This is a genomic window from Maritalea porphyrae, assembly GCF_027213965.1.
Classification (GTDB): Bacteria; Pseudomonadota; Alphaproteobacteria; order Rhizobiales; family Devosiaceae; genus Maritalea; species Maritalea porphyrae_A.
Window position 1 is genome coordinate 635,258 of sequence record NZ_JAPWGX010000001.1, and the last position, 17,746, is coordinate 653,003.

19 protein-coding genes and 1 riboswitch are annotated in these 17,746 nt (G+C 50.2%); of the genes, 10 read left to right on the forward strand and 9 right to left on the reverse strand.

The genetic code is table 11. The annotated features are described in order from the left end of the window. Positions 1 to 123: 123 nt before the first annotated feature. From O4H47_RS03345 to O4H47_RS03355, 3 genes are all read right to left on the reverse strand, one after another. Positions 124 to 966: a carbohydrate ABC transporter permease gene (locus tag O4H47_RS03345; RefSeq protein WP_269392519.1), complete on the reverse strand. Its 843-nt coding sequence runs from the start codon at positions 964 to 966 to the stop codon at positions 124 to 126. 326 nt (positions 967 to 1,292) lie between these two features. Next, on the reverse strand, positions 1,293 to 2,279 hold the full coding sequence (locus tag O4H47_RS03350) for a Gfo/Idh/MocA family protein (protein WP_269392520.1): 987 nt from the start codon (positions 2,277 to 2,279) through the stop codon (positions 1,293 to 1,295). Between the two features lie 83 nt (positions 2,280 to 2,362). After that, a complete protein-coding gene (locus tag O4H47_RS03355) occupies positions 2,363 to 2,980 on the reverse strand; it encodes a TetR/AcrR family transcriptional regulator (protein WP_269392521.1) in 618 nt (205 codons plus the stop codon). A 95-nt stretch (positions 2,981 to 3,075) separates the two neighbouring features. Between O4H47_RS03355 and O4H47_RS03360 the strand changes: the two genes are divergently transcribed. The 9 genes from O4H47_RS03360 to O4H47_RS03400 all read left to right on the forward strand — a co-directional run bounded on the left by O4H47_RS03360 (position 3,076) and on the right by O4H47_RS03400 (position 10,389). Next, positions 3,076 to 3,369, forward strand: a complete 294-nt coding sequence (locus tag O4H47_RS03360) for a DUF1330 domain-containing protein (protein ID WP_269392522.1) — start codon at positions 3,076 to 3,078, stop codon at positions 3,367 to 3,369. Positions 3,370 to 3,719: 350 nt separating this feature from the next. Continuing rightward, positions 3,720 to 4,121 (forward strand): AtpZ/AtpI family protein, encoded by a 402-nt coding sequence (locus O4H47_RS03365; RefSeq protein ID WP_269392523.1) that lies wholly within the window; start codon positions 3,720 to 3,722, stop codon positions 4,119 to 4,121. A 17-nt stretch (positions 4,122 to 4,138) separates the two neighbouring features. Then, on the forward strand, positions 4,139 to 4,906 hold the full coding sequence (locus O4H47_RS03370; protein WP_269392524.1) for a F0F1 ATP synthase subunit A: 768 nt from the start codon (positions 4,139 to 4,141) through the stop codon (positions 4,904 to 4,906). 81 nt (positions 4,907 to 4,987) lie between these two features. Beyond that, a complete protein-coding gene (locus O4H47_RS03375) occupies positions 4,988 to 5,215 on the forward strand; it encodes a F0F1 ATP synthase subunit C (RefSeq protein ID WP_269392525.1) in 228 nt (75 codons plus the stop codon). A 153-nt stretch (positions 5,216 to 5,368) separates the two neighbouring features. Continuing rightward, entirely contained in the window at positions 5,369 to 5,986 is a 618-nt protein-coding gene (locus O4H47_RS03380; protein WP_269392526.1) for a F0F1 ATP synthase subunit B, read from the forward strand. 5 nt (positions 5,987 to 5,991) lie between these two features. Continuing rightward, positions 5,992 to 6,480, forward strand: coding sequence for an ATP F0F1 synthase subunit B (locus O4H47_RS03385; protein WP_269392527.1), 489 nt, complete (start codon positions 5,992 to 5,994; stop codon positions 6,478 to 6,480). Positions 6,481 to 6,639: 159 nt separating this feature from the next. Beyond that, the gene (locus O4H47_RS03390) at positions 6,640 to 7,974 is read left to right on the forward strand and encodes an 8-oxoguanine deaminase (RefSeq protein ID WP_269392528.1); all 1,335 of its coding nucleotides are present in this window, start codon (positions 6,640 to 6,642) and stop codon (positions 7,972 to 7,974) included. Positions 7,975 to 8,125: 151 nt separating this feature from the next. After that, positions 8,126 to 9,679: a hypothetical protein gene (locus O4H47_RS03395; protein ID WP_269392529.1), complete on the forward strand. Its 1,554-nt coding sequence runs from the start codon at positions 8,126 to 8,128 to the stop codon at positions 9,677 to 9,679. A 275-nt stretch (positions 9,680 to 9,954) separates the two neighbouring features. Then, on the forward strand, positions 9,955 to 10,389 hold the full coding sequence (locus tag O4H47_RS03400; protein ID WP_269392530.1) for a VOC family protein: 435 nt from the start codon (positions 9,955 to 9,957) through the stop codon (positions 10,387 to 10,389). Positions 10,390 to 10,396: 7 nt separating this feature from the next. On the opposite strand, the gene O4H47_RS03405 is transcribed toward O4H47_RS03400, so the two are convergent. Next, positions 10,397 to 10,849, reverse strand: coding sequence for a GNAT family N-acetyltransferase (locus tag O4H47_RS03405; protein WP_269392531.1), 453 nt, complete (start codon positions 10,847 to 10,849; stop codon positions 10,397 to 10,399). A gap of 317 nt (positions 10,850 to 11,166) precedes the next feature. Between O4H47_RS03405 and O4H47_RS03410 the strand changes: the two genes are divergently transcribed. Continuing rightward, complete coding sequence (locus tag O4H47_RS03410) at positions 11,167 to 12,306, forward strand: fascin domain-containing protein (protein WP_269392532.1); 1,140 nt, start codon at positions 11,167 to 11,169, stop codon at positions 12,304 to 12,306. Positions 12,307 to 12,407: 101 nt separating this feature from the next. Here the strand turns inward: O4H47_RS03410 and gcvPB are convergent, their stop codons facing one another. The 5 genes from gcvPB to O4H47_RS03435 form a co-directional block, all read right to left on the reverse strand. Further along, a complete protein-coding gene (gcvPB, locus tag O4H47_RS03415) occupies positions 12,408 to 13,973 on the reverse strand; it encodes an aminomethyl-transferring glycine dehydrogenase subunit GcvPB (protein ID WP_269392533.1) in 1,566 nt (521 codons plus the stop codon). Next, positions 13,973 to 15,313 carry an aminomethyl-transferring glycine dehydrogenase subunit GcvPA gene (gene gcvPA, locus O4H47_RS03420; RefSeq protein WP_269392534.1) on the reverse strand — a complete coding sequence of 447 codons (1,341 nt, stop codon included), beginning with the start codon at positions 15,311 to 15,313 and terminating at the stop codon, positions 13,973 to 13,975. Before gcvPA ends, gcvPB begins: the two co-directional genes overlap by 1 nt. Before the next feature lie 17 nt (positions 15,314 to 15,330). Continuing rightward, entirely contained in the window at positions 15,331 to 15,699 is a 369-nt protein-coding gene (gcvH, locus tag O4H47_RS03425; protein WP_269392535.1) for a glycine cleavage system protein GcvH, read from the reverse strand. Between the two features lie 27 nt (positions 15,700 to 15,726). Beyond that, positions 15,727 to 16,863: a glycine cleavage system aminomethyltransferase GcvT gene (gene gcvT, locus O4H47_RS03430; protein WP_269392536.1), complete on the reverse strand. Its 1,137-nt coding sequence runs from the start codon at positions 16,861 to 16,863 to the stop codon at positions 15,727 to 15,729. 159 nt (positions 16,864 to 17,022) lie between these two features. Beyond that, positions 17,023 to 17,108, reverse strand: a riboswitch (glycine riboswitch). Positions 17,109 to 17,151: 43 nt separating this feature from the next. Further along, positions 17,152 to 17,736 (reverse strand): hypothetical protein, encoded by a 585-nt coding sequence (locus O4H47_RS03435; protein WP_269392537.1) that lies wholly within the window; start codon positions 17,734 to 17,736, stop codon positions 17,152 to 17,154. Positions 17,737 to 17,746: the final 10 nt, after the last annotated feature.

Sequence of the window (17,746 nt, forward strand, 5' to 3'; positions counted from 1 at the left end):
TGAATGTGGAAATCAAATAAGAGCGCTCCGCTTTTTTGGGAAACCACGAAGTTGCGAAGTCTTGTCCTAAGCCGAAAGTCGCCCTTCAAGTAGGGTCCGTATCTAGTGCAGGACGCTGCCGCTCTAGGCCTTTACAGCGCCGGCGGTTAGGCCGTCAATCATGTGGCGTTGTAGGAAGAAGAAGATAATCATCACCGGTAAAACACCAATAATGCTGGCAGCCATAACTTCGTTCCAAGCGGAAAGTGAACCGCCGGACTGTAGATAGAGGCCCACGGCGAGCGGGTGGAGGTATTGTGAGGAGTTGAACGAAATAGCAATGATGAATTGTTGTGAGTAGGCGCCGATGAAGGTGGCGATGGTGACCACGACGAGGCCAGGCATGGCAATGGGGATGATCACCCGCCACAAAATGTATAGTCGGGAGGCACCGTCGGCCCAAGCGGCTTCTTCCAGTTCGCGGGGTATGCGCATTAAATAGGCGCGCAGCAGCCAAATGCCGATTGGGATCAGAAAGGCGGTGCCGGGCATGATCAGTGCCCAATAGGTATTGAGCATGCCCAAATTCATCATGATTTTAAACAGCGGGATAACGAGCACAGCGCCGCCCACCATATTGACCGCCAGAAAGCTGGTGAGCAAAGCGCGGCTGCCCCAAAACTCAAAACGGGCGAATGCCCATGCGGCGGGGATCACCGCGGTGAGGGTAAGCAGTGTGACGCAAGTGGCTATGAAAAAGCTGTTCCAGATATAAAGCCAAAGCAAGGGGACGTTTTGCCAAACCGAAAAATAGGCATCAAAGCTCATGCCTTCGGTGATCACTTCGTAAGGAATTGAGATGATTTTTCGCCATGGGCGCAGGGACACCAAAAATGCTTCAAAGAATGGCGCGAGTATAAAGGTGAGAAAAACAGCAATGCCGAGATAAATGCCAACTTTTTCGTACCAGCGATATTTGTTGATCAATTCACGGCCCCCTGCCTCGCGTTCTCCGCCAACCAATCAGCCCAAAACAATCGCAAAACAATTTGAGCCATTTTTTGATTGAGTGGCGGTAGAGTTATCGCCAATAAGAAAAATCCCAATGGTTCATCCGCTAAACACTAGCAAATCACCGCGTCCAACTATTGAAGAAAGCTTGCAGAAGTTTGGTCGCAAGTAAACTGAAAATTGGTCTGGTTTTGGTATTTTTAATTGATATGCTTCGGCAGGCTCAGGATAAGGTCTTCTGCGATCGGCGCAGGGCCGCATTCTGGGCCGAGATCAAAAGCGACTAACGCCCCGATCCCGGCCTAAACGCTTTCCCAATCGCCGCTTTCGCCAGATGCAAACAGTGCATCGATGGCGGCTTGGTTTTTCTTTGAGTTTTCTAGGGTGAATAGGTCCACCATATCGCCAGCCACTTTGCGGCCAAATGCTTCGACTTGCAGCGTATACTGCTGCGTGGCGTTGAACGACCAGCTTTGGGCGCTGTTGTGCGCTTGGTTGGACAGAGTGACCGTGACCGCATCGAATATCTCTGCGTTAAAGGGCGCATTGATTTCTATGAAACCCTGATCTGCATGAAAGATCATGGATTGGCGGGCCGCGAGTTGAGTTGAGCAATAAAAACTCATATCAAATCCATCAAATTGATATTGGCAATTGGCAAAGATGTCCGTGCCAAAGGCTGGGTCGCGTTCAAGTGTTGCCAAGGCGCGTTTTGGTTCCTGCCCTGTTACAAAGCGCGATGTGACCGTTGGGTACACACCAATATCTAAAAGGCCGCCGCCGCCAAGTTCTGGCTTGTTGCGCATATTGTCTGGGTCGCGATTGAAATAAGTGAACGACCCTTGGATGTGACGCAGCTTGCCGATTGCACCTTCCGCCAGCAAGTCGCGCACCTTGATCCATTGAGGGTGATAGGTGACCATGAACGCTTCCGCCGCCACTTTGCCGCTTTTGTTTCGCGCTGCGATGAGTTGATCCACTTCACTAGCATGAAGCGAAATGGGCTTTTCGCACAGCACATGCTTGCCCGCCGCTAAAACCTTTTTGGTCCATTCAACATGTTGGGAGGTGGGCAGCGGTATGTAGACCGCGTCTATGGCATGGCTTGCAAGCATTGCTTCGTAAGTGGGAAAGGCAAGCGGAATGCCGTGGGCCTGCGCAAATGCATCAGCGCTTTGTTGTGTTCGGCTGGCGATACCCATCAAGGTGCCATTGTTTGATGCATGAATGGCCGGCACCAACCGTTCGCGCGCAATTTTCGCCGTCCCAAGAATTCCCCAACGTAACATAGCCAACCCGCCTTCTCTGATCATGACAGACATGTTATCGATTACATCTACTGGAATGGCAAGATTGGAGTTACTCGAATGATCTAGTCCTCATCCACCTCATCCAAACCATATTCATACATGCCCAAGGCTTTAAGCGTCGTTTCTGCTGTTAACAGCAGTTCGGCTTCGTCTTTGACCACCTTGCACATGACATTGAGGCCGATCAGCAGGTTTTGCAGGCAAAGCGCCAAGGCGTGGGTATCCAGATCGCGCGGGAATTCTTTGGAGGCAACTCCCCAGTTCAGCACGGTTTGAATTTGGTTGATGGAGCCAAGCACTAAGCTTTCAAGCACCGGGCCAAGCTCTTCATCTTGGTTACACAGCTCGGCCACCGAATTGATGGCAAGGCAGCCTCGCCCCTCTGGGTCTGCCGCACGGGCGGCACATGCTTCGCGAAAGACCAAAGTTAAAAGCATTTTTACATCGATTGGCGGCGTGGCCAAAGCCAAAGCAAAATCGGGTGATTGCTTGCAATATTGTTCCAGCACTTCCTTGAACAAGGCTTCGCGGGTGCCAAAGGCGTTGTAAAAACTTGAACGGGTGATGCCCAGTTTTTCAGACAAGGCTTTGACTGACGAAGCTTCATAGCCATCGCGCCAGATCATATGCATCACGTCGTCAACCGCTTGCTCTCTGTCAAATGCTGATGGACGTCCCATTTCAACTCCTTTTTGTACTTGACTGTACAAAACAATTCGTTTTTATATACACACCTGTATAAAACACTTAAACCCAGAACTCAATGGAGATTAAAATGAGTGCATTTGTAGTTGCCACATCCATCATCAAAAACCTCGAGAAGTATGCAGCATACGGCAAGGCCGCCACGGCGACCCTAGCAACCCACGGGGGCACGCTGGCCAAACGCGGTAAATATGCCGAAACTCTGACCGGCAGTGGCGAACATAGTGTGGTTGCCGTACTGGAGTTTCCAAATTTGGACGCGTTGAATGCTTGGTTCAGCTCCCCCGAGTATCAAGCTATTGTGCCGCTCAGAAACGAAGCGTGCGACATGACGATCACAAGTTACATGGTTCCGACAGCATAATACACACCCATAGACCCGCCACATGGCCCAACATCAATGCTCAATGTTGGGCCATTTTCACGCAATCATGTTTCCTACATATATGTACAAAATTGCACAAATCTTGGCATCCACCCTTGTAATGCCAATGCGAATCCTTAGCGCGAACGCAAAATGCGCCGTTCGGTCGCAGATGCGACGTCACACCTTCGTCTAACGCATCATGTAAACTATTGTTTTTAATCGTGTTTTTCGACCGGACAGCAAATCACAAGTTTGCTTGACACAAAAATCCTCTCCCCTTATGTTGCGGCCAACTTTGAGGGGTGCCTTTGCATCGCGGATTTGGCTGGTTTAAAGGGGTTTGGTCGATGTCCAATTCTATAAAACCAACAAGCGATACGAAGGCATCTGTTTCGATTGGGTCTCGATCTGATGAAACGCGCGCTCTTGCTGACAAGATAAAGTTGGCGAAAAAAGATGCGGGTTTGATGGTTGAGAACAAATCGGAAAGCCACCTCACTGGGCATGCGCGGGCGGTGCGATTGGGCACTGAATTTATCGCTGCAATTCTGGTGGGTTTTGGCATTGGCTATTTTGCTGATCTGATCTTTGGCACGGCGCCATGGCTCATGTTGGTAATGGTGTTGGTGGGATTTGCCGCTGGCGTTTTGAATGTGGTGCGCAGCGCCTCTGAAATGAACGCTTCAGCCATAATTACACCGGATATGGATTTGGGACCGGAAGACGACGACGTCGATCCGGTTAAATAGAAATAAGGGCCTAAAACGTGGCAGATCCGAATAAAGTCGATCCAATTCACCAGTTTGCGATCACCGATATATTTTCAATCGGTGGTGAAGGTGGTGGTTTCAACATTGCATTCACCAACTCTGCTTTGTTTATGGTGATCACTGTTTTGGCGATTTCAGCATTTCTTATCCTGTCGACCGGCGGTCGCGGATTGGTTCCTGGTCGTTTGCAGCTCTTGTCGGAAATGCTTTATGAGTTTGTGGCCAATATGGTGCGCAGCTCTGCCGGTTCTGAAGGCATGAAGTTCTTTCCATTCGTGTTCTCACTCTTCATGTTTGTCCTTGTGGCCAACTTGCTTGGCATGGTGCCTTACTTCTTCACCATCACAAGCCACATCATCGTCACCTTTGCCTTGGCAATGTTGGTGATTACCGTGGTACTTGTTTATGGTTTCATGAAGAACGGCCTTGGTTTCCTCAAATTGTTTGTTCCGGCTGGCGTACCTGGCTACGTTTTGCCGATTGTGATCCCGATTGAGATCGTTTCGTTTCTCTCACGTCCGATCAGCTTGTCTGTTCGTTTGTTCGCCAACATGTTGGCGGGTCACATTACGCTAAAAGTATTTGCTGGCTTTATCGTTACATTGTCATCTTTTGGATTTGTGGGCTGGCTTGGCGCCATCTTGCCATTCTCGATGACTGTTGCTTTGACAGCACTTGAGTTTTTGGTCTCGGCTTTGCAAGCCTATGTGTTTGCGGTTTTGACCTCCATGTATCTCAATGATGCGATACATCCATCGCACTAATTGAGTTGAAGAACCCGTTATCGGCCAATGCCGGTTCGATGACAAAACATATCGCATTTGAAGCTTTGAAAGGATTTTAAAATGGAAGCGGAAGCAGCGAAAATGATCGGTGCCGGTATCGCCTGTGTGGGCATGGCCGGAGCAGCAATGGGCGTTGGTAACATCTTTGGCAACTTTTTGTCAGGCGCGTTGCGCAACCCATCAGCCGCACAAAGCCAGTTCGGTAACTTGATCTTTGGTTTTGCGGTAACAGAAGCTTTGGGCATTTTCTCATTCTTGGTTGCCCTATTGCTATTGTTCGCCGTTTAATTCCACGGCAACTGAATTTAGGCAGCCCATGCACATGTCTTTGATATGTTCGGGCTGCCTAAACTTACCGACCTGATTGATCAGGCACAGACGCTGGCAGGATATTCCGTTAGGGCATATCAAGGGGCCAGCAAACTCATTTTAGGTATCCAGATGGCAAGCAATACAACCACATCACACGATACGGAAGCCACCAACGCAACAGCAACTGATGGCCATGCCACAGATGCAACTGCGACTGACACACATGCGTCCACTGCGGCGGATGGTGGCGGACATAGTGACGTATTTCCACCGTTCGATCCGGCAAGCTTTGGCTCTCAGCTCTTGTGGTTGGCCCTAAGCTTTGCAGCGCTCTACATCTTGATGAGCAAAATTGCATTGCCACGGATTGGCGAAATCTTGGAAGTTCGACGTGATCGAATTGAAGGGGATTTGGCAGAAGCAGAACGTCTTCGCCAAAAAACTGACCAAGCCATCGAAGCCTACGAAACTGACTTGGCAAATGCGAAACAAAAAGCGCACACCATTGCAGAAGAGTCACGCGAAGCAATTCGCAAAGACCTTGATGCAAAGCGCGCTGATGTTGAAACAGATTTGGCTAAGAAAATGGCAACGGCTGAAAGCCGCATCCAGTCCACAAAGACTGAAGCGCTTGGCCATGTCGATGAAATCGCATCTGACACAGCACACGCAATGGTGACAAATCTTTTGGGCCGCACGGCGCAAAAGGCCACCAAAGACGCTGTAGCTAAAGTTGTGAAGGGATAAGGGCAATGGACGCAACATCACTCGCAACCGTATGGGCCACAATCGGCCTGATTACATTTCTGGGCATCCTTGTTTACGTTGGTGTGCCAAAGACCGTTCTTGGCATGCTAGACGCAAAGTCTAAGAAAATTGCTGATGATTTGGACGAAGCAAAGCGCCTACGCGAAGAAGCACAAAGCCTTCTTGCTGAGTATGAGCGCAAGCGCAAAGCGGCTGAAGACGAAGCTCAAGAAATCATTGAGGCTGCAAAGACACAAGCCGAACGCTTTACACAAGAAGCTCAGGCTTCTTTGGAAGACCTTATCACCCGCCGCACAAAAGCGGTTGAAGAAAAGATCGCTCAAGCGGAAAGCCAAGCCATTGCTGACGTGCGTGCACGTTCTGCCGATATTGCGGTTGAGGCTGCTCGGCACGTATTGGTCGACAAAATGGGTGAAAAAGGCGACGACCTTATAAGCCAAGCTATCAAAGATGTTTCAGCAAGCCTGAACTAGGTCGCTTCAAACATCGAACAGATTTAACGGGTTCCTTTTGGAGCCCGTTTTTTTGTGCGCGCGCATTTGATCAATTGGACAAAATTGACTTGTGCTTGATTTGGCAAAACGCAACAATGCACCAAATTCTGATTTTTAATCAAACCCAGTGCCCACAATATGCCCAGCATGATCATTAAGAACGCGCAGACCCTTGTAACAATGGATACAACGCGTCGTGAGCTTAACAATGTGGATATCCGCATCAACGATGGTGTGATAACCGAGATTGGTCACAATTTGAGTGCTGAAGTGCAGGTGAATGCGCAAGGCTGTGTGGTAACGCCGGGGTTGGTCAACACCCACCACCACCTCTATCAAACGATGACCCGAGCGGTACCGGGTGGGCAAGACGCATTGTTGTTTGGGTGGTTGCAAACGCTTTACCCGATTTGGTCACGCATGGGGCCTGAACATATGTTCGTGTCCGCACAGGTTGGCTTGGCAGAATTGGCCCTATCGGGCTGCAGCATGACGTCCGATCATCTGTACTTATATCCCAATGGGGCGCGACTTGACGATACGATCGAAGCAGCAAGAACCATTGGTCTTCGGTTTCACGCCACACGCGGCTCTATGTCGATTGGCGAAAGCGATGGGGGCTTGCCACCCGATCAACTGGTGGAACGCGAAGCTGACATTTTAAAAGACAGCATACGGGTGATTGATCAGTTTCATGACGCCAGCGAGGGTGCCATGGTGCGGGTTGGATTGGCCCCCTGCTCTCCTTTCTCGGTAAGTCGCGACCTGATGCGCGACAGTGCCCTGTTGGCGCGCGACAAGGGAGTTATGTTGCATACTCATTTGGCCGAAAATGACGAAGATATTTCCTACAGCCTTGAAAAGTTCGGTTGCCGCCCGGGGCAATATGCTGAGGATCTTGGTTGGGTTGGCGAAGATGTGTGGCACGCCCATTGTGTTAAACTCGATTCTAGCGAGATTGAACTTTTTAGCCGTACAGGCACTGGGGTTGCGCACTGCCCCTGCTCCAATTGTCGATTGGGCTCGGGCATTGCCCCAGTGCGTCAAATGCGCGATGCGGGCGTTAAGGTTGGCCTTGGGGTTGATGGATCAGCCTCCAACGATGCGGCTCATTTGTTAAGTGAAGCGCGCCAAGCCTTGTTGTTGCAACGGGTCAAAAATGGTGCTGACGCCATGTCTGCGCGCGAAACACTAGAGATTGCCACGTTGGGCGGCGCCAAGGTTCTTGGGCGCAGCGACTGCGGGTCTATTGAAGTGGGCAAACGCGCCGACATCGCCATTTGGGATTTGAACAATGTTGCCGGCGCCGGCAATTGGGACCCAGTAGCTGCTCTGGTTCTTACGGGCCCACACAATGTGCGAGACCTGTTCGTAGAGGGTCGCAAGGTTGTTGGCGATGGCCAATTGCTTGGCCAAGATATCGGCAACCTCATCGAACGTCACAACAAACTCGCCGCTGTTCTTGCGAGCTAGAGTAACTCACCAACACATTCTGATCGCCGCGTTGCGCTTTGGCAAAAAAGTCATTCGATCTGTGGGTGGCTTTCCGAGGAAAACTAGGCGATAATGCGTATATGGGGTGTCTCTGCCTGCAGATCAGCTGGCAGAGCAAAGGGAGTATTTCGTGTCGTTTTTTTCAGGTTTGCGGCTTGCCGCTGTGGCAGTCGTATTGTCGTTTGTTTTGTCTGGTTGCTTCGGCACAAGACTAAGCGAAGCAGAGTACCGCGCACAAACTTGCCCAACTTGCAATGATGCACAGTGGAACGCTACGAAGGCAGAAATCCAAAAGAAAGCCTTCGCCAAATTCATGGCCAAGAAGGAGTGTTCAGATCGTTGCGGCGCGAACCCGGAAGTACGAGCTTGCTATGCCAGCGCAAAAGAACTCAAGGCAAGCAAAGCTGACCCATCAATAGTCCTCAACAAAGAATTTGAATGTACGATCACCGAAATCACATGCTCAAACGCTTGTTCCGGCAATTTTGATCGAACAGCGCTGAACATGGCCAAAGCGGAAACAGCCGAGCAAATTGCCAACTCAATTTTGCAATCAATGCCGGCAAACGAACCTCCTAAGGATCAACCGGTTTTGCAAGTCTCAGGTCATCACCCTGCGGTGGGCATAGCTCCGACGAGGAAGCCACAAATCTCCGACACACCACTCTGGACCTGTCTGGACAAGAACAATTGGAGTGTGACCAACACAACGTTCCGGGGCGACAAGGTTAGAGCATATTCCTGCCTTTCTGCTCAAAACACGAGCGGAAAAAGGTTTGTTGTTTCAACTGATTACAAGCCGTTCAATCCACCCAAGGACGACAGTTTCGACTGGAGCGATCCAAAAAGTTACTTAAGAATTTTTACTGCGCAATGCGGTTTCAAAGTTAGAACAAAGCTCGTAGCGACATCAGCACCAAACCCCGCCGTTGTTGCACTCAATCTTGGATCATCGGCCTGCAAATCTGTGGTCAACAGCCTGAAAAGCAAAGGTGACAACTACAAGGGCGAGATTGAAATCTATTTGGATGAAGCTCTGGTTCGTTCCTGCTCGCACTTTAGCAAGAGAGGCACCTTTGGCACTGAAATGTCGACAATGTATTGTTTCCAACTAATGCTTGCAGATGAGCGCAATCGACAAAAGCTTGAGACTTATACAGGTGTTAGACCGACAAATGTCTTTGGTTCGCCTGATGCAGTCCATGTCCTCAATAGTTGCGCGAACGTTAGCAATTGGGCCTCATACGGACGCGATGCGACGAGCGAAGAAGTCGCCTTTTGCAAATCGCGTGACACCATTCAATCAGGTTATCCATATTGGGTCGAGGCACGTCAGCTCAATAGAGGTGACGGCAAAGAGACCATACAAGTCACAATTGGTTCTTCAAAAAGCAACACATTGAACAAAGCTGCAAACACCAAAATCCGTGATGTGACACTGACTTACATGTGCGGCAACAAGAGTTTCAGCCGCATGCGCAAACAACCTCGTGAGACATCAACAGCATGTATTGCTGACATGCTGCGCCTTGTGTATGCAAAACGAAATAAACTGCCGAGCGCTGACAGAAACCTTGCGCGGCAAATTGAAATCTTAGGCGGCTATGCACGCACAAGCGCTGAAGAACAGCATATTTTGACGTGCGAACCCGACAGGCTAAAGCCAAACAAATGCCGGGGCTAGATTCTTCATCGGTGACGATTTCGAAGTGGTTTAAGCGAGAACGTAAGCTGCAAAATACGCGTGCATTCTACTGGCTTTTGCTTGTCTGATGGCTTCAAAGCATTCCAGAACGGAAGTCTGCCAAGCGGCATGTAGCGGTTATTGTTGTTGGGTTTCGACATATTGTTCCTGAGCAGTATCTTTTGAACCTTGATCCAGAGCGCCATGATAAACTTGTGTTGACTCTTTCCAACTATGATCGTTCCCAAACGAACCTCAATCTTGCGGAATTGACAATGCCTAGTGCGGTAACCCCATTTGTCATGTTTAACGGCCAAGCTGAAGAAGCAATCAACTTTTACTTGTCGGTTTTTAAAGGCAGCCGGCTCGAGAGCATTGTACGCTACGGGGTCGATGGCATGGGCGCCGAAGGGTCGGTAATGCACTCTACCCTGTTCATTGCCGGACAAAAGATGATCTTTATTGATAGCGCGATTACACACAAGTTTGCGTTTAGCCCCTCGCAGTCTTTCTTTGTCAATTGTGAAAGCATTGCGGAAGTCGACGAGTACCACAAAGCGTTGTCCGCCCACGGAAAGGTCCTGATGCCTCTTGATTCCTATGAGTTTTCAGCAAGATACACTTGGGTCATCGACAGGTTTGGACTCTCTTGGCAGTTGGGCCACAAAACGGTGGCCAAGCCCCCAGAACCCGGCAAGTCGATCCTGTAGCAAACAATTAATCGAGTTGAAGGCGCATATGCGGCAAGGTTCGCCCCGGGATTGACCCGGACGCCACCGTCGCAAATTGTTTGAAACCCATACGTTCATAAAACGGAGCGGCGCCGGGATCGGCAACCACATTCATCAGTGTCGCCCCTTTTGCACGGGCTGTTTCCAAGGCCCAACTAAACAACTGACGGCCGACACCTTTGCCAATCCATTTCGGATCAACAAACAACTTTTCCAGTTCAGCAGTCGTGCCTTCTAATACCAAATGGACGACCCCAGCGGCACGCCCCTCATCCTCAGCAACCATCACATAGTCATCGGCCAAGTTTTCAGGTGTAAGGGTCAATTCTTCACGGCATGCCTCAATGAACGCGTGATCATATTTCCAATATGCTTTGGAGCGCAGGCAAAGTTCAGAAAGCAATGGCAGTTCGTGCCCATAGGCTTTTCGAATTTTCATTTTTCATCCTGTATTGGCATTATGTGGGCACGCATCATTGACCACATCAATTGATCAAGTGAACAGTTTATCAGCTTATCCTGCGGGGTAAAGTTCCAACCTCAAAGCATTCACTATTCCACAAGCGCGTTGTCAATGCCGCGAATCTCGGAAAAACACTAACTTTTTTTGAACGCCGCACTAGGTATTGACCACGTCTTGTTGCACCAAAAACAGCCCCATAATCTGCACAAACCTTGATTCACAAACTTCGTTCAATTGCACGAAAACGAACGGCGCAGCAGGGTATTTTTTGAATTGTTTTTTGGAGATTGCACATGACCGTAACTGGCCAAATAGATTTCTTTCCCGTTTCAATCGGATCTCAACACTTCCAGGATGTGTTTGTTCGCATGGACGGCACTGGTGTCACCAAATTCGAACCAAACGGCGCTGGCACTGTAAACTGTCAGTATACAGCGGGACCGTGGGAGACATATGCGCTGGAGCGTAACGATGATGGCACGTTCTCGTTCCGCTCTTTGACATTTCCAAACGTATTCCTGCGGATGGATGGGAACGGGGTGGTCGCGCCCACCCCAAATGGCGGCGGCACAATCAATTGCCAATATACAGCGGGACCGTGGGAGAAATTCAATATTGCCATTGTTGAAACAAGCGAGGCGCACGGCAATATCGTTACCATTGAATCAAACCAGTTTCCTGGTGTCTATTTGCGGTTGGACGGAACTGGCGTAACCGCGCCGAACCCAAGCGGCGCTGGCACGGTCAACTGTCAATACACAGCGGGCCCTTGGGAGAAGTTTCACCTCGGCCTAAACCTCAATGCAGCAATTGACAAGCTCGGCGAACTCTATCCGAAATATGACAAATCGCTCGACAAGTATAATGAACTAATCATCAAGAACATTATTGAAGGGACAACGCCAACGGACACCGAATTGGTGGAGCTTGAAGGCATGTTCGATCTTGAGCCTGAAACGAGTACAACACCGCCTCCTGCCCCAACAAGTTGCCAATCAGCTGCTGCCTCGCTCTTTGTTGATGCTTTTGTTACGGTGATCGGGATAATGGGATTGAGAATCCCGGGCAAGGCGTCCATTGCGGAAAGACTTGCACTAAAGGTTGAAATTGATGGCATGCATGATCTCAAGGAAACCATCGAAAACCTAAAAACTGCAACTTCCAATTCGCAAAAGGCTTACCAGATATTCAAGCTGCTTGGAGATGTCTACAACGGTAATTTTTTCCAGATATTGTTGTCCGCAGTATCATCAGCCATCACGAGCACTTGGGACAAGATCAAATTTGCGATCACATTCGTTGCCCAGCTCATCGCTTGGTTTGCCACTGAAGGCATCGCTCTGATTGCGCAGCTTATGTTGCTGGTGACCGATATTGCGGAAGTCGTTGAAGATGCCGAGAAAGTGAAAACCTCCTGTTTCGCCAGCGCATAGCCGGACCGGACGCAAAATAAAGGCGGTGGGTTCTGCAGAACCCACCGCCTAAGAAAGCGGCTATTTATTATTGTTTTGCCGCTCTTTGTTGGTTTTGAAGATTATTCGGCAGCTGCAACCGCTGCGTCATCTTCTGGCTCGTCCCAACGCAAATGCGGTGAGCGAGCAGCTTGAGTTTCATCCAAACGGCGCATTGGCGCTTTCATCGGGGCGTTGACGAAGCGGTCGATATTGCCCGCTTTCGCATCTGCCATCAATTCACGCATGGTGCCGATAAACTGATCAAGCGTGTGCAAGCTTTCGCTTTCTGTCGGCTCGATCAACATGGCGCCATGCACCACCAATGGGAAGTACATGGTCATCGGGTGATAGCCCTCGTCGATCATCGCTTTGGCAAGGTCAAGCGTGGAAACGCCTGTGCCCTTAAGGCTTGAATCGTCGAACAGAACTTCGTGCATACAAGGCTGACCATCAAATGGCGCATTAAACACATCTGAAAGCTTGGCTTTAAGGTAGTTCGCGTTCAACACCGCATCGCGGGCTGCTTGCTCGATACCATCTGCGCCATGTGACAGTTTGAATGTCAGCGCGCGCACATACATGCCCATTTGGCCATGGAACGCTGACATACGGCCAAGGTGATCATCAGACCCGTCTTGGTTTTCAACCAAGGAGACCGCATCGCCATCACGTTTGACATAAGGCAATGGCGCATAGGGTGCCAATGCATCAGAAAGCACAACCGGCCCCGCACCTGGTCCACCACCACCGTGTGGGGTAGAGAAGGTTTTATGCAAGTTGATGTGCATTGCATCAATGCCCAAATCGCCCGGGCGAACAACGCCCATGATGGCGTTAAAGTTCGCGCCATCACAATAGAAGTATGCACCAGCTTCATGAACCGCATCAGCGATTTCGATCACGTCAGGCTCAAACAAACCACAGGTATTTGGGTTGGTGAGCATGATGCCAGCTACGTTTTCGTCCAAAGCGTCTTTGACCGCTTGTACGTCTACTGTGCCATCTTTGCGGGCCTTAATTTCCTTCACTTTATAACCAAGGAAGGCGGCAGTTGCCGGGTTTGTACCGTGTGCACTTTCTGGCACCAGCACGAGTTTGCGATGGCCTTGGCCCTTTGCTTCGTGCGCAGCTTTGATGGCCATCATGCCGCACATTTCGCCGTGGGCGCCCGCTTTTGGTGCCATAGCAACAGCACCTGTGCCGGTCAATTCCATCAACCAACGACCCAATTCTTCCATCAATTCAATTGCGCCTTGCACAGTTGATTGAGGTTGAAGCGGGTGAATGTCGGCAATACCGGGCAAACGCGCCATTTTTTCGTTCAGACGTGGGTTGTGCTTCATAGTGCACGACCCAAGCGGGTAGAAGCCCGCATCGATTGAATAGTTCAATCGGCTCATGCGCACATAGTGGCGCATTGATTGAGGCTCTGTCAGACCCGGCAAGTTGATTGGGGTCTGGCGTGCAAATCCACCCAGACGGGAGGAGAAGTCGGTGTCTGTTTTTGGTAGATCCACGCCAGATTTGTTTTTGTCGCCAACTTCAAAGAGCAAGGGCTCAGATGGCAACAAAGCAGCGCCGCTCGAGGCACCTACATTTGAATTAACGTTATCTACGTTTGTTGGACGGCCTTGATTGTTCAACATCAGATGACCTCCTTCAATGCAGCGGCAAAGGCTGCGATATCAGCATCGCTTGTCAGTTCCGTTGCGGCAACCACAAGCAAGTTTTCAAGTTCCTTTTTGCCCGGCTCCAAACGAGAAACCGGTACACCACCCAAAACGCCTTTTTCAGCCAAAGCTTCAACAATTGGTGCAGCCGCTTTTTGCAAACGCACGGTGAACTCGTTGAAATAATGCTCATTGACCAACTCAACGCCTTCAATTGCCGTTAGGGCATCTGCGGTTTTGTAAGCTTGCTGGTGGCTCAATGCTGCCATTTGCGAAAGGCCTTTTTGGCCGAGCAATGACATGTGGATAGAGAACGCCAATGCACAAAGACCAGAGTTGGTGCAAATGTTTGATGTGGCTTTGTCGCGTCGAATGTGCTGCTCACGCGTCGACAAGGTCAACACGAAACCGCGGTTGCCTTCAGCGTCTACGGTTTCACCGCAAACACGGCCTGGCATCTGCCGCACAAGGTTCGGACGGGTTGCCATCAGGCCGACGTAAGGTCCGCCAAATGTCAAAGGATTGCCGATAGACTGGCCTTCGCCAACCACAATGTCCGCGCCCTGAGCGCCAGGAGATTCAATGGCACCAAGGGAGATCACTTCGGTGAAAACCGCAATCAGCAAAGCGCCTTTTTCGTGCGCAGCTTCAGCGATCGGACGTAGATCACGCAAATTGCCGAAGAAATCTGGAGATTGCACAACAACCGCCGCTGTGGTGTCGTCGATTTGGGCGATGATGTCTTCTGTCGCTGTTGGATCAGAAGGCAAGCAAACAAAGCCCTCGTCGTCGCCCATGTATGTCGCAACAGTGTCGCGATACTGTGGGTGAAGGCCGCCAGACAAAACAATGCCCGGACGACGTTTTAAGCGACGTGCCATCAGCACAGCTTCAACCGTAGCGGTTGAGCCGTCGTACATTGAAGCGTTTGCCACTTCCATGCCGGTTAGGTTGGCCACTTGTGTTTGGAATTCAAACAGCATTTGCAGCGTACCTTGAGAAATCTCTGGTTGGTACGGTGTGTAAGCGGTCAAAAACTCAGAACGCTGGATCAAATGATCAACGCTGGCTGGCACGTGGTGGCGATATGCGCCAGCTCCCACGAAAAATGGCCCGTCGCCGGCTGCGCGGTTTTTGTTGGCAAACCCACGAATGGTCGCTTCAACAGCAAACTCTGGCTGGTGGTCAGGCAAATCAAGCTTTGCAGTGTTAAACACTTTGCTTGGCACTTTTGCGAACAGCTCATCGGACGACTGGATGCCAATGGCATCCATCATCACTTTTCTGTCCCTATTTGAATGCGGGAGGTAACGCATATAGTTTCCCTTTGAACTTAGGCAGTGTGGGCTTTGTAAGCGTCTTCGCTCATCAAGCCTTCAAGGTCGCCAGCATCATCGATTTCGATTTTAAAGAACCAGCCGTCGCCCGCTGGGCTTGAATTCACAAGACCAGGCTCATCAGCCAATTTTTCGTTTACAGCGATAACGGTGCCTGAAACAGGTGCGTAAATTTCTGACGCAGCTTTTACTGATTCAACAACAGCAACTTCGTCGCCTTTTGAAAATTTTGCACCAACTTCTGGCACGTCAACAAACACCACGTCGCCCAATTGATTTTGTGCATAGTCGGAAATACCAACTGTGCCTGTGTTGCCATCAACTGCGATATATTCGTGGTCTTCGGTGTAATGTGTATTGCTCATTTGGTCCCCCTTGGTCCGATATCTATTCTACAAACGCACATAGTTTGCAGGTGTAAATGGAAGTTTTTCAACCACGCCTTTGACGGGCTTGCCGCGCACAATGGCGGTCAATTCAGTACCTAGCTTGGCAAGGTCTGCAGGTACATAGGCAAATGCAACTGGTGCACCAATTGTTGGGCCAAAAGTACCGGATGTGACCACGCCAATTTTGTTGCCGTCAGCATCAACGATTTCTGCGCCTTCGCGCACGGGCATGCGACCTTCAAAACGTACGCCTGCACGTTTTTGTGTCGCGCCATCTTTGATGATTTTTTGAATGGTTGATGCACCGGGGAACCCGCCTTCAACACGACGACCTTTGCCGATGGCAAAAATCAAGCCTGCGCTGATCGGATCACGATGATCGTCCATATCGTGGCCATATAGGCAAAGGCCTGCTTCAAGGCGCAAACTGTCGCGCGCGCCCAAGCCGGCAGGCTCTACTTCGTCGTTGCCCACAAGCAGCTGAGCCAATTTAACAGCGTCTTTTGCTTCAACTGAAAGCTCGAAGCCATCTTCGCCCGTATAACCAGAGCGCGACACATAAACGTCCATGCCTTCGATTTTTGTTGCAGCGGCGTTCATGAACGAGAGCTTTGTGGGCAAATCGCAATAGCGGGCCAAAACACTTGCTGCTTTTGGGCCCTGCAGCGCCATCAGCGCTTTGTCCCAAAAGGTCTCAACCTTAATGCTTGGATCTAGTTTTTCACGCAAAATCGCAACATCGTGGTCTTTGCGGCCAGCGTTGAAAACGATCATCAAAACACCATCGGTGCCCTCTTCGATCGGGCGGGTGACGATCAGATCGTCTTCGATGCCGCCTTGATCGTTCAGCAACAGGGTGTAGCGCATTTCACCTGGGTTTAAACCAACCAGATCGCCCGGCATCAAGCTTTCAAGGGCTTGTGCGGTGGTTTCATGGTCTGGGCCAGTTACAATAACTTGCCCCATGTGTGAAACATCGAAAAGGCTTGCAGATGAGCGCGTTTGTTCGTGCTCGGCAATGACGCCTTTATATTGCACTGGCATTGAGAAGCCAGCAAAACCAACCATGCGACCGCCCCAAGCAATATGGGTGTCGTTTAGTGGAGTGGTTTGTAGATTTTCGTTTGAAGCCCCAGCCATAAATCCCTCGTAAAACTCGACAAAAGGTACCAGCGCGACTTACCAGTGTCGCATTGGCGCCCCCTCTGTCGGATTACCTGAGAGATTTCCCGGGGATATTTTCCCGGCTACGTCCTTCGGTGGGAACTGGGATGGACCCGTTCCGCTTTCCAGAGTTTTGTGTGCTTAGCGGTCCTTTTGCCTGAGAGTTTCCGGGGCGGTTGCTCCTTCGGCGCTGGAAGACCAGTCTCTCCCGCTAATGCAGCGCCAAATTAGCTAGGAATCTGGCGCAGGTCAATCAGTTTGAACTTATCCCTTTGGATCAAAGCCAACCCAAATGATGATTTCTTCGCCGCCAACATAAGGAATCGCTACGTTTTCGACGACTTTTATGAACTCTTCGCCCTGATTAGGTGGCGTAATTGTGATGGGGATATCGTATTTTTGAGAAAAAACAGATAGTCCATCGCGCTCAACAGCAAACCGGACGGGCACTTTAACCGTGTCGTTGCCGCCTTTTGGTCCGGCAAGCAACCGGCCAACCACGCCCATTTTAACGGTAATCAAACCGTTTGAAACCAAACAATTACGGGACTGTTTGTCGAGCACTGCCTGATAACGCAAACCTTTTGCTTCGCCGGCTTGGCCTTTGGCATAAAGCATAAATGCCTCTGCACCTGGGCGAACGCGAATCTCGGGACACTCGCTAGCAACAATTGGAAAAGCTGTTGGTGCTGAGTTGGCGATTTCAGTTTGTGTTGCCGATTTATTTTGAAGCTGGCTGCTGCCATTTCCACCGGTAAATGACCCAACGCACGCGCTCAGCGAAACGGATGCAACAGCCGCAACTGCAAACGCTTTGACCAACTTGATTGCCAACATGTAGCTACTCACTTTATTCTCA

What these genes read in the sequence shown, in the direction of transcription:
- O4H47_RS03350 (WP_269392520.1), bottom strand. Translation starts at nt 2,279, where the DNA reads ATGTTACGTTGGGGAATTCTTGGGACGGCGAAAATTGCGCGCGAACGG.
- O4H47_RS03355 (WP_269392521.1), bottom strand. Translation starts at nt 2,980, where the DNA reads ATGGGACGTCCATCAGCATTTGACAGAGAGCAAGCGGTTGACGACGTG.
- O4H47_RS03360 (WP_269392522.1), top strand. Translation starts at nt 3,076, where the DNA reads ATGAGTGCATTTGTAGTTGCCACATCCATCATCAAAAACCTCGAGAAG.
- O4H47_RS03365 (WP_269392523.1), top strand. Translation starts at nt 3,720, where the DNA reads ATGTCCAATTCTATAAAACCAACAAGCGATACGAAGGCATCTGTTTCG.
- O4H47_RS03375 (WP_269392525.1), top strand. Translation starts at nt 4,988, where the DNA reads ATGGAAGCGGAAGCAGCGAAAATGATCGGTGCCGGTATCGCCTGTGTG.
- O4H47_RS03380 (WP_269392526.1), top strand. Translation starts at nt 5,369, where the DNA reads ATGGCAAGCAATACAACCACATCACACGATACGGAAGCCACCAACGCA.
- O4H47_RS03385 (WP_269392527.1), top strand. Translation starts at nt 5,992, where the DNA reads ATGGACGCAACATCACTCGCAACCGTATGGGCCACAATCGGCCTGATT.
- O4H47_RS03390 (WP_269392528.1), top strand. Translation starts at nt 6,640, where the DNA reads ATGCCCAGCATGATCATTAAGAACGCGCAGACCCTTGTAACAATGGAT.
- O4H47_RS03400 (WP_269392530.1), top strand. Translation starts at nt 9,955, where the DNA reads ATGCCTAGTGCGGTAACCCCATTTGTCATGTTTAACGGCCAAGCTGAA.
- O4H47_RS03405 (WP_269392531.1), bottom strand. Translation starts at nt 10,849, where the DNA reads ATGAAAATTCGAAAAGCCTATGGGCACGAACTGCCATTGCTTTCTGAA.
- O4H47_RS03410 (WP_269392532.1), top strand. Translation starts at nt 11,167, where the DNA reads ATGACCGTAACTGGCCAAATAGATTTCTTTCCCGTTTCAATCGGATCT.
- gcvPB (WP_269392533.1), bottom strand. Translation starts at nt 13,973, where the DNA reads ATGTTGAACAATCAAGGCCGTCCAACAAACGTAGATAACGTTAATTCA.
- gcvPA (WP_269392534.1), bottom strand. Translation starts at nt 15,313, where the DNA reads ATGCGTTACCTCCCGCATTCAAATAGGGACAGAAAAGTGATGATGGAT.
- gcvH (WP_269392535.1), bottom strand. Translation starts at nt 15,699, where the DNA reads ATGAGCAATACACATTACACCGAAGACCACGAATATATCGCAGTTGAT.
- gcvT (WP_269392536.1), bottom strand. Translation starts at nt 16,863, where the DNA reads ATGGCTGGGGCTTCAAACGAAAATCTACAAACCACTCCACTAAACGAC.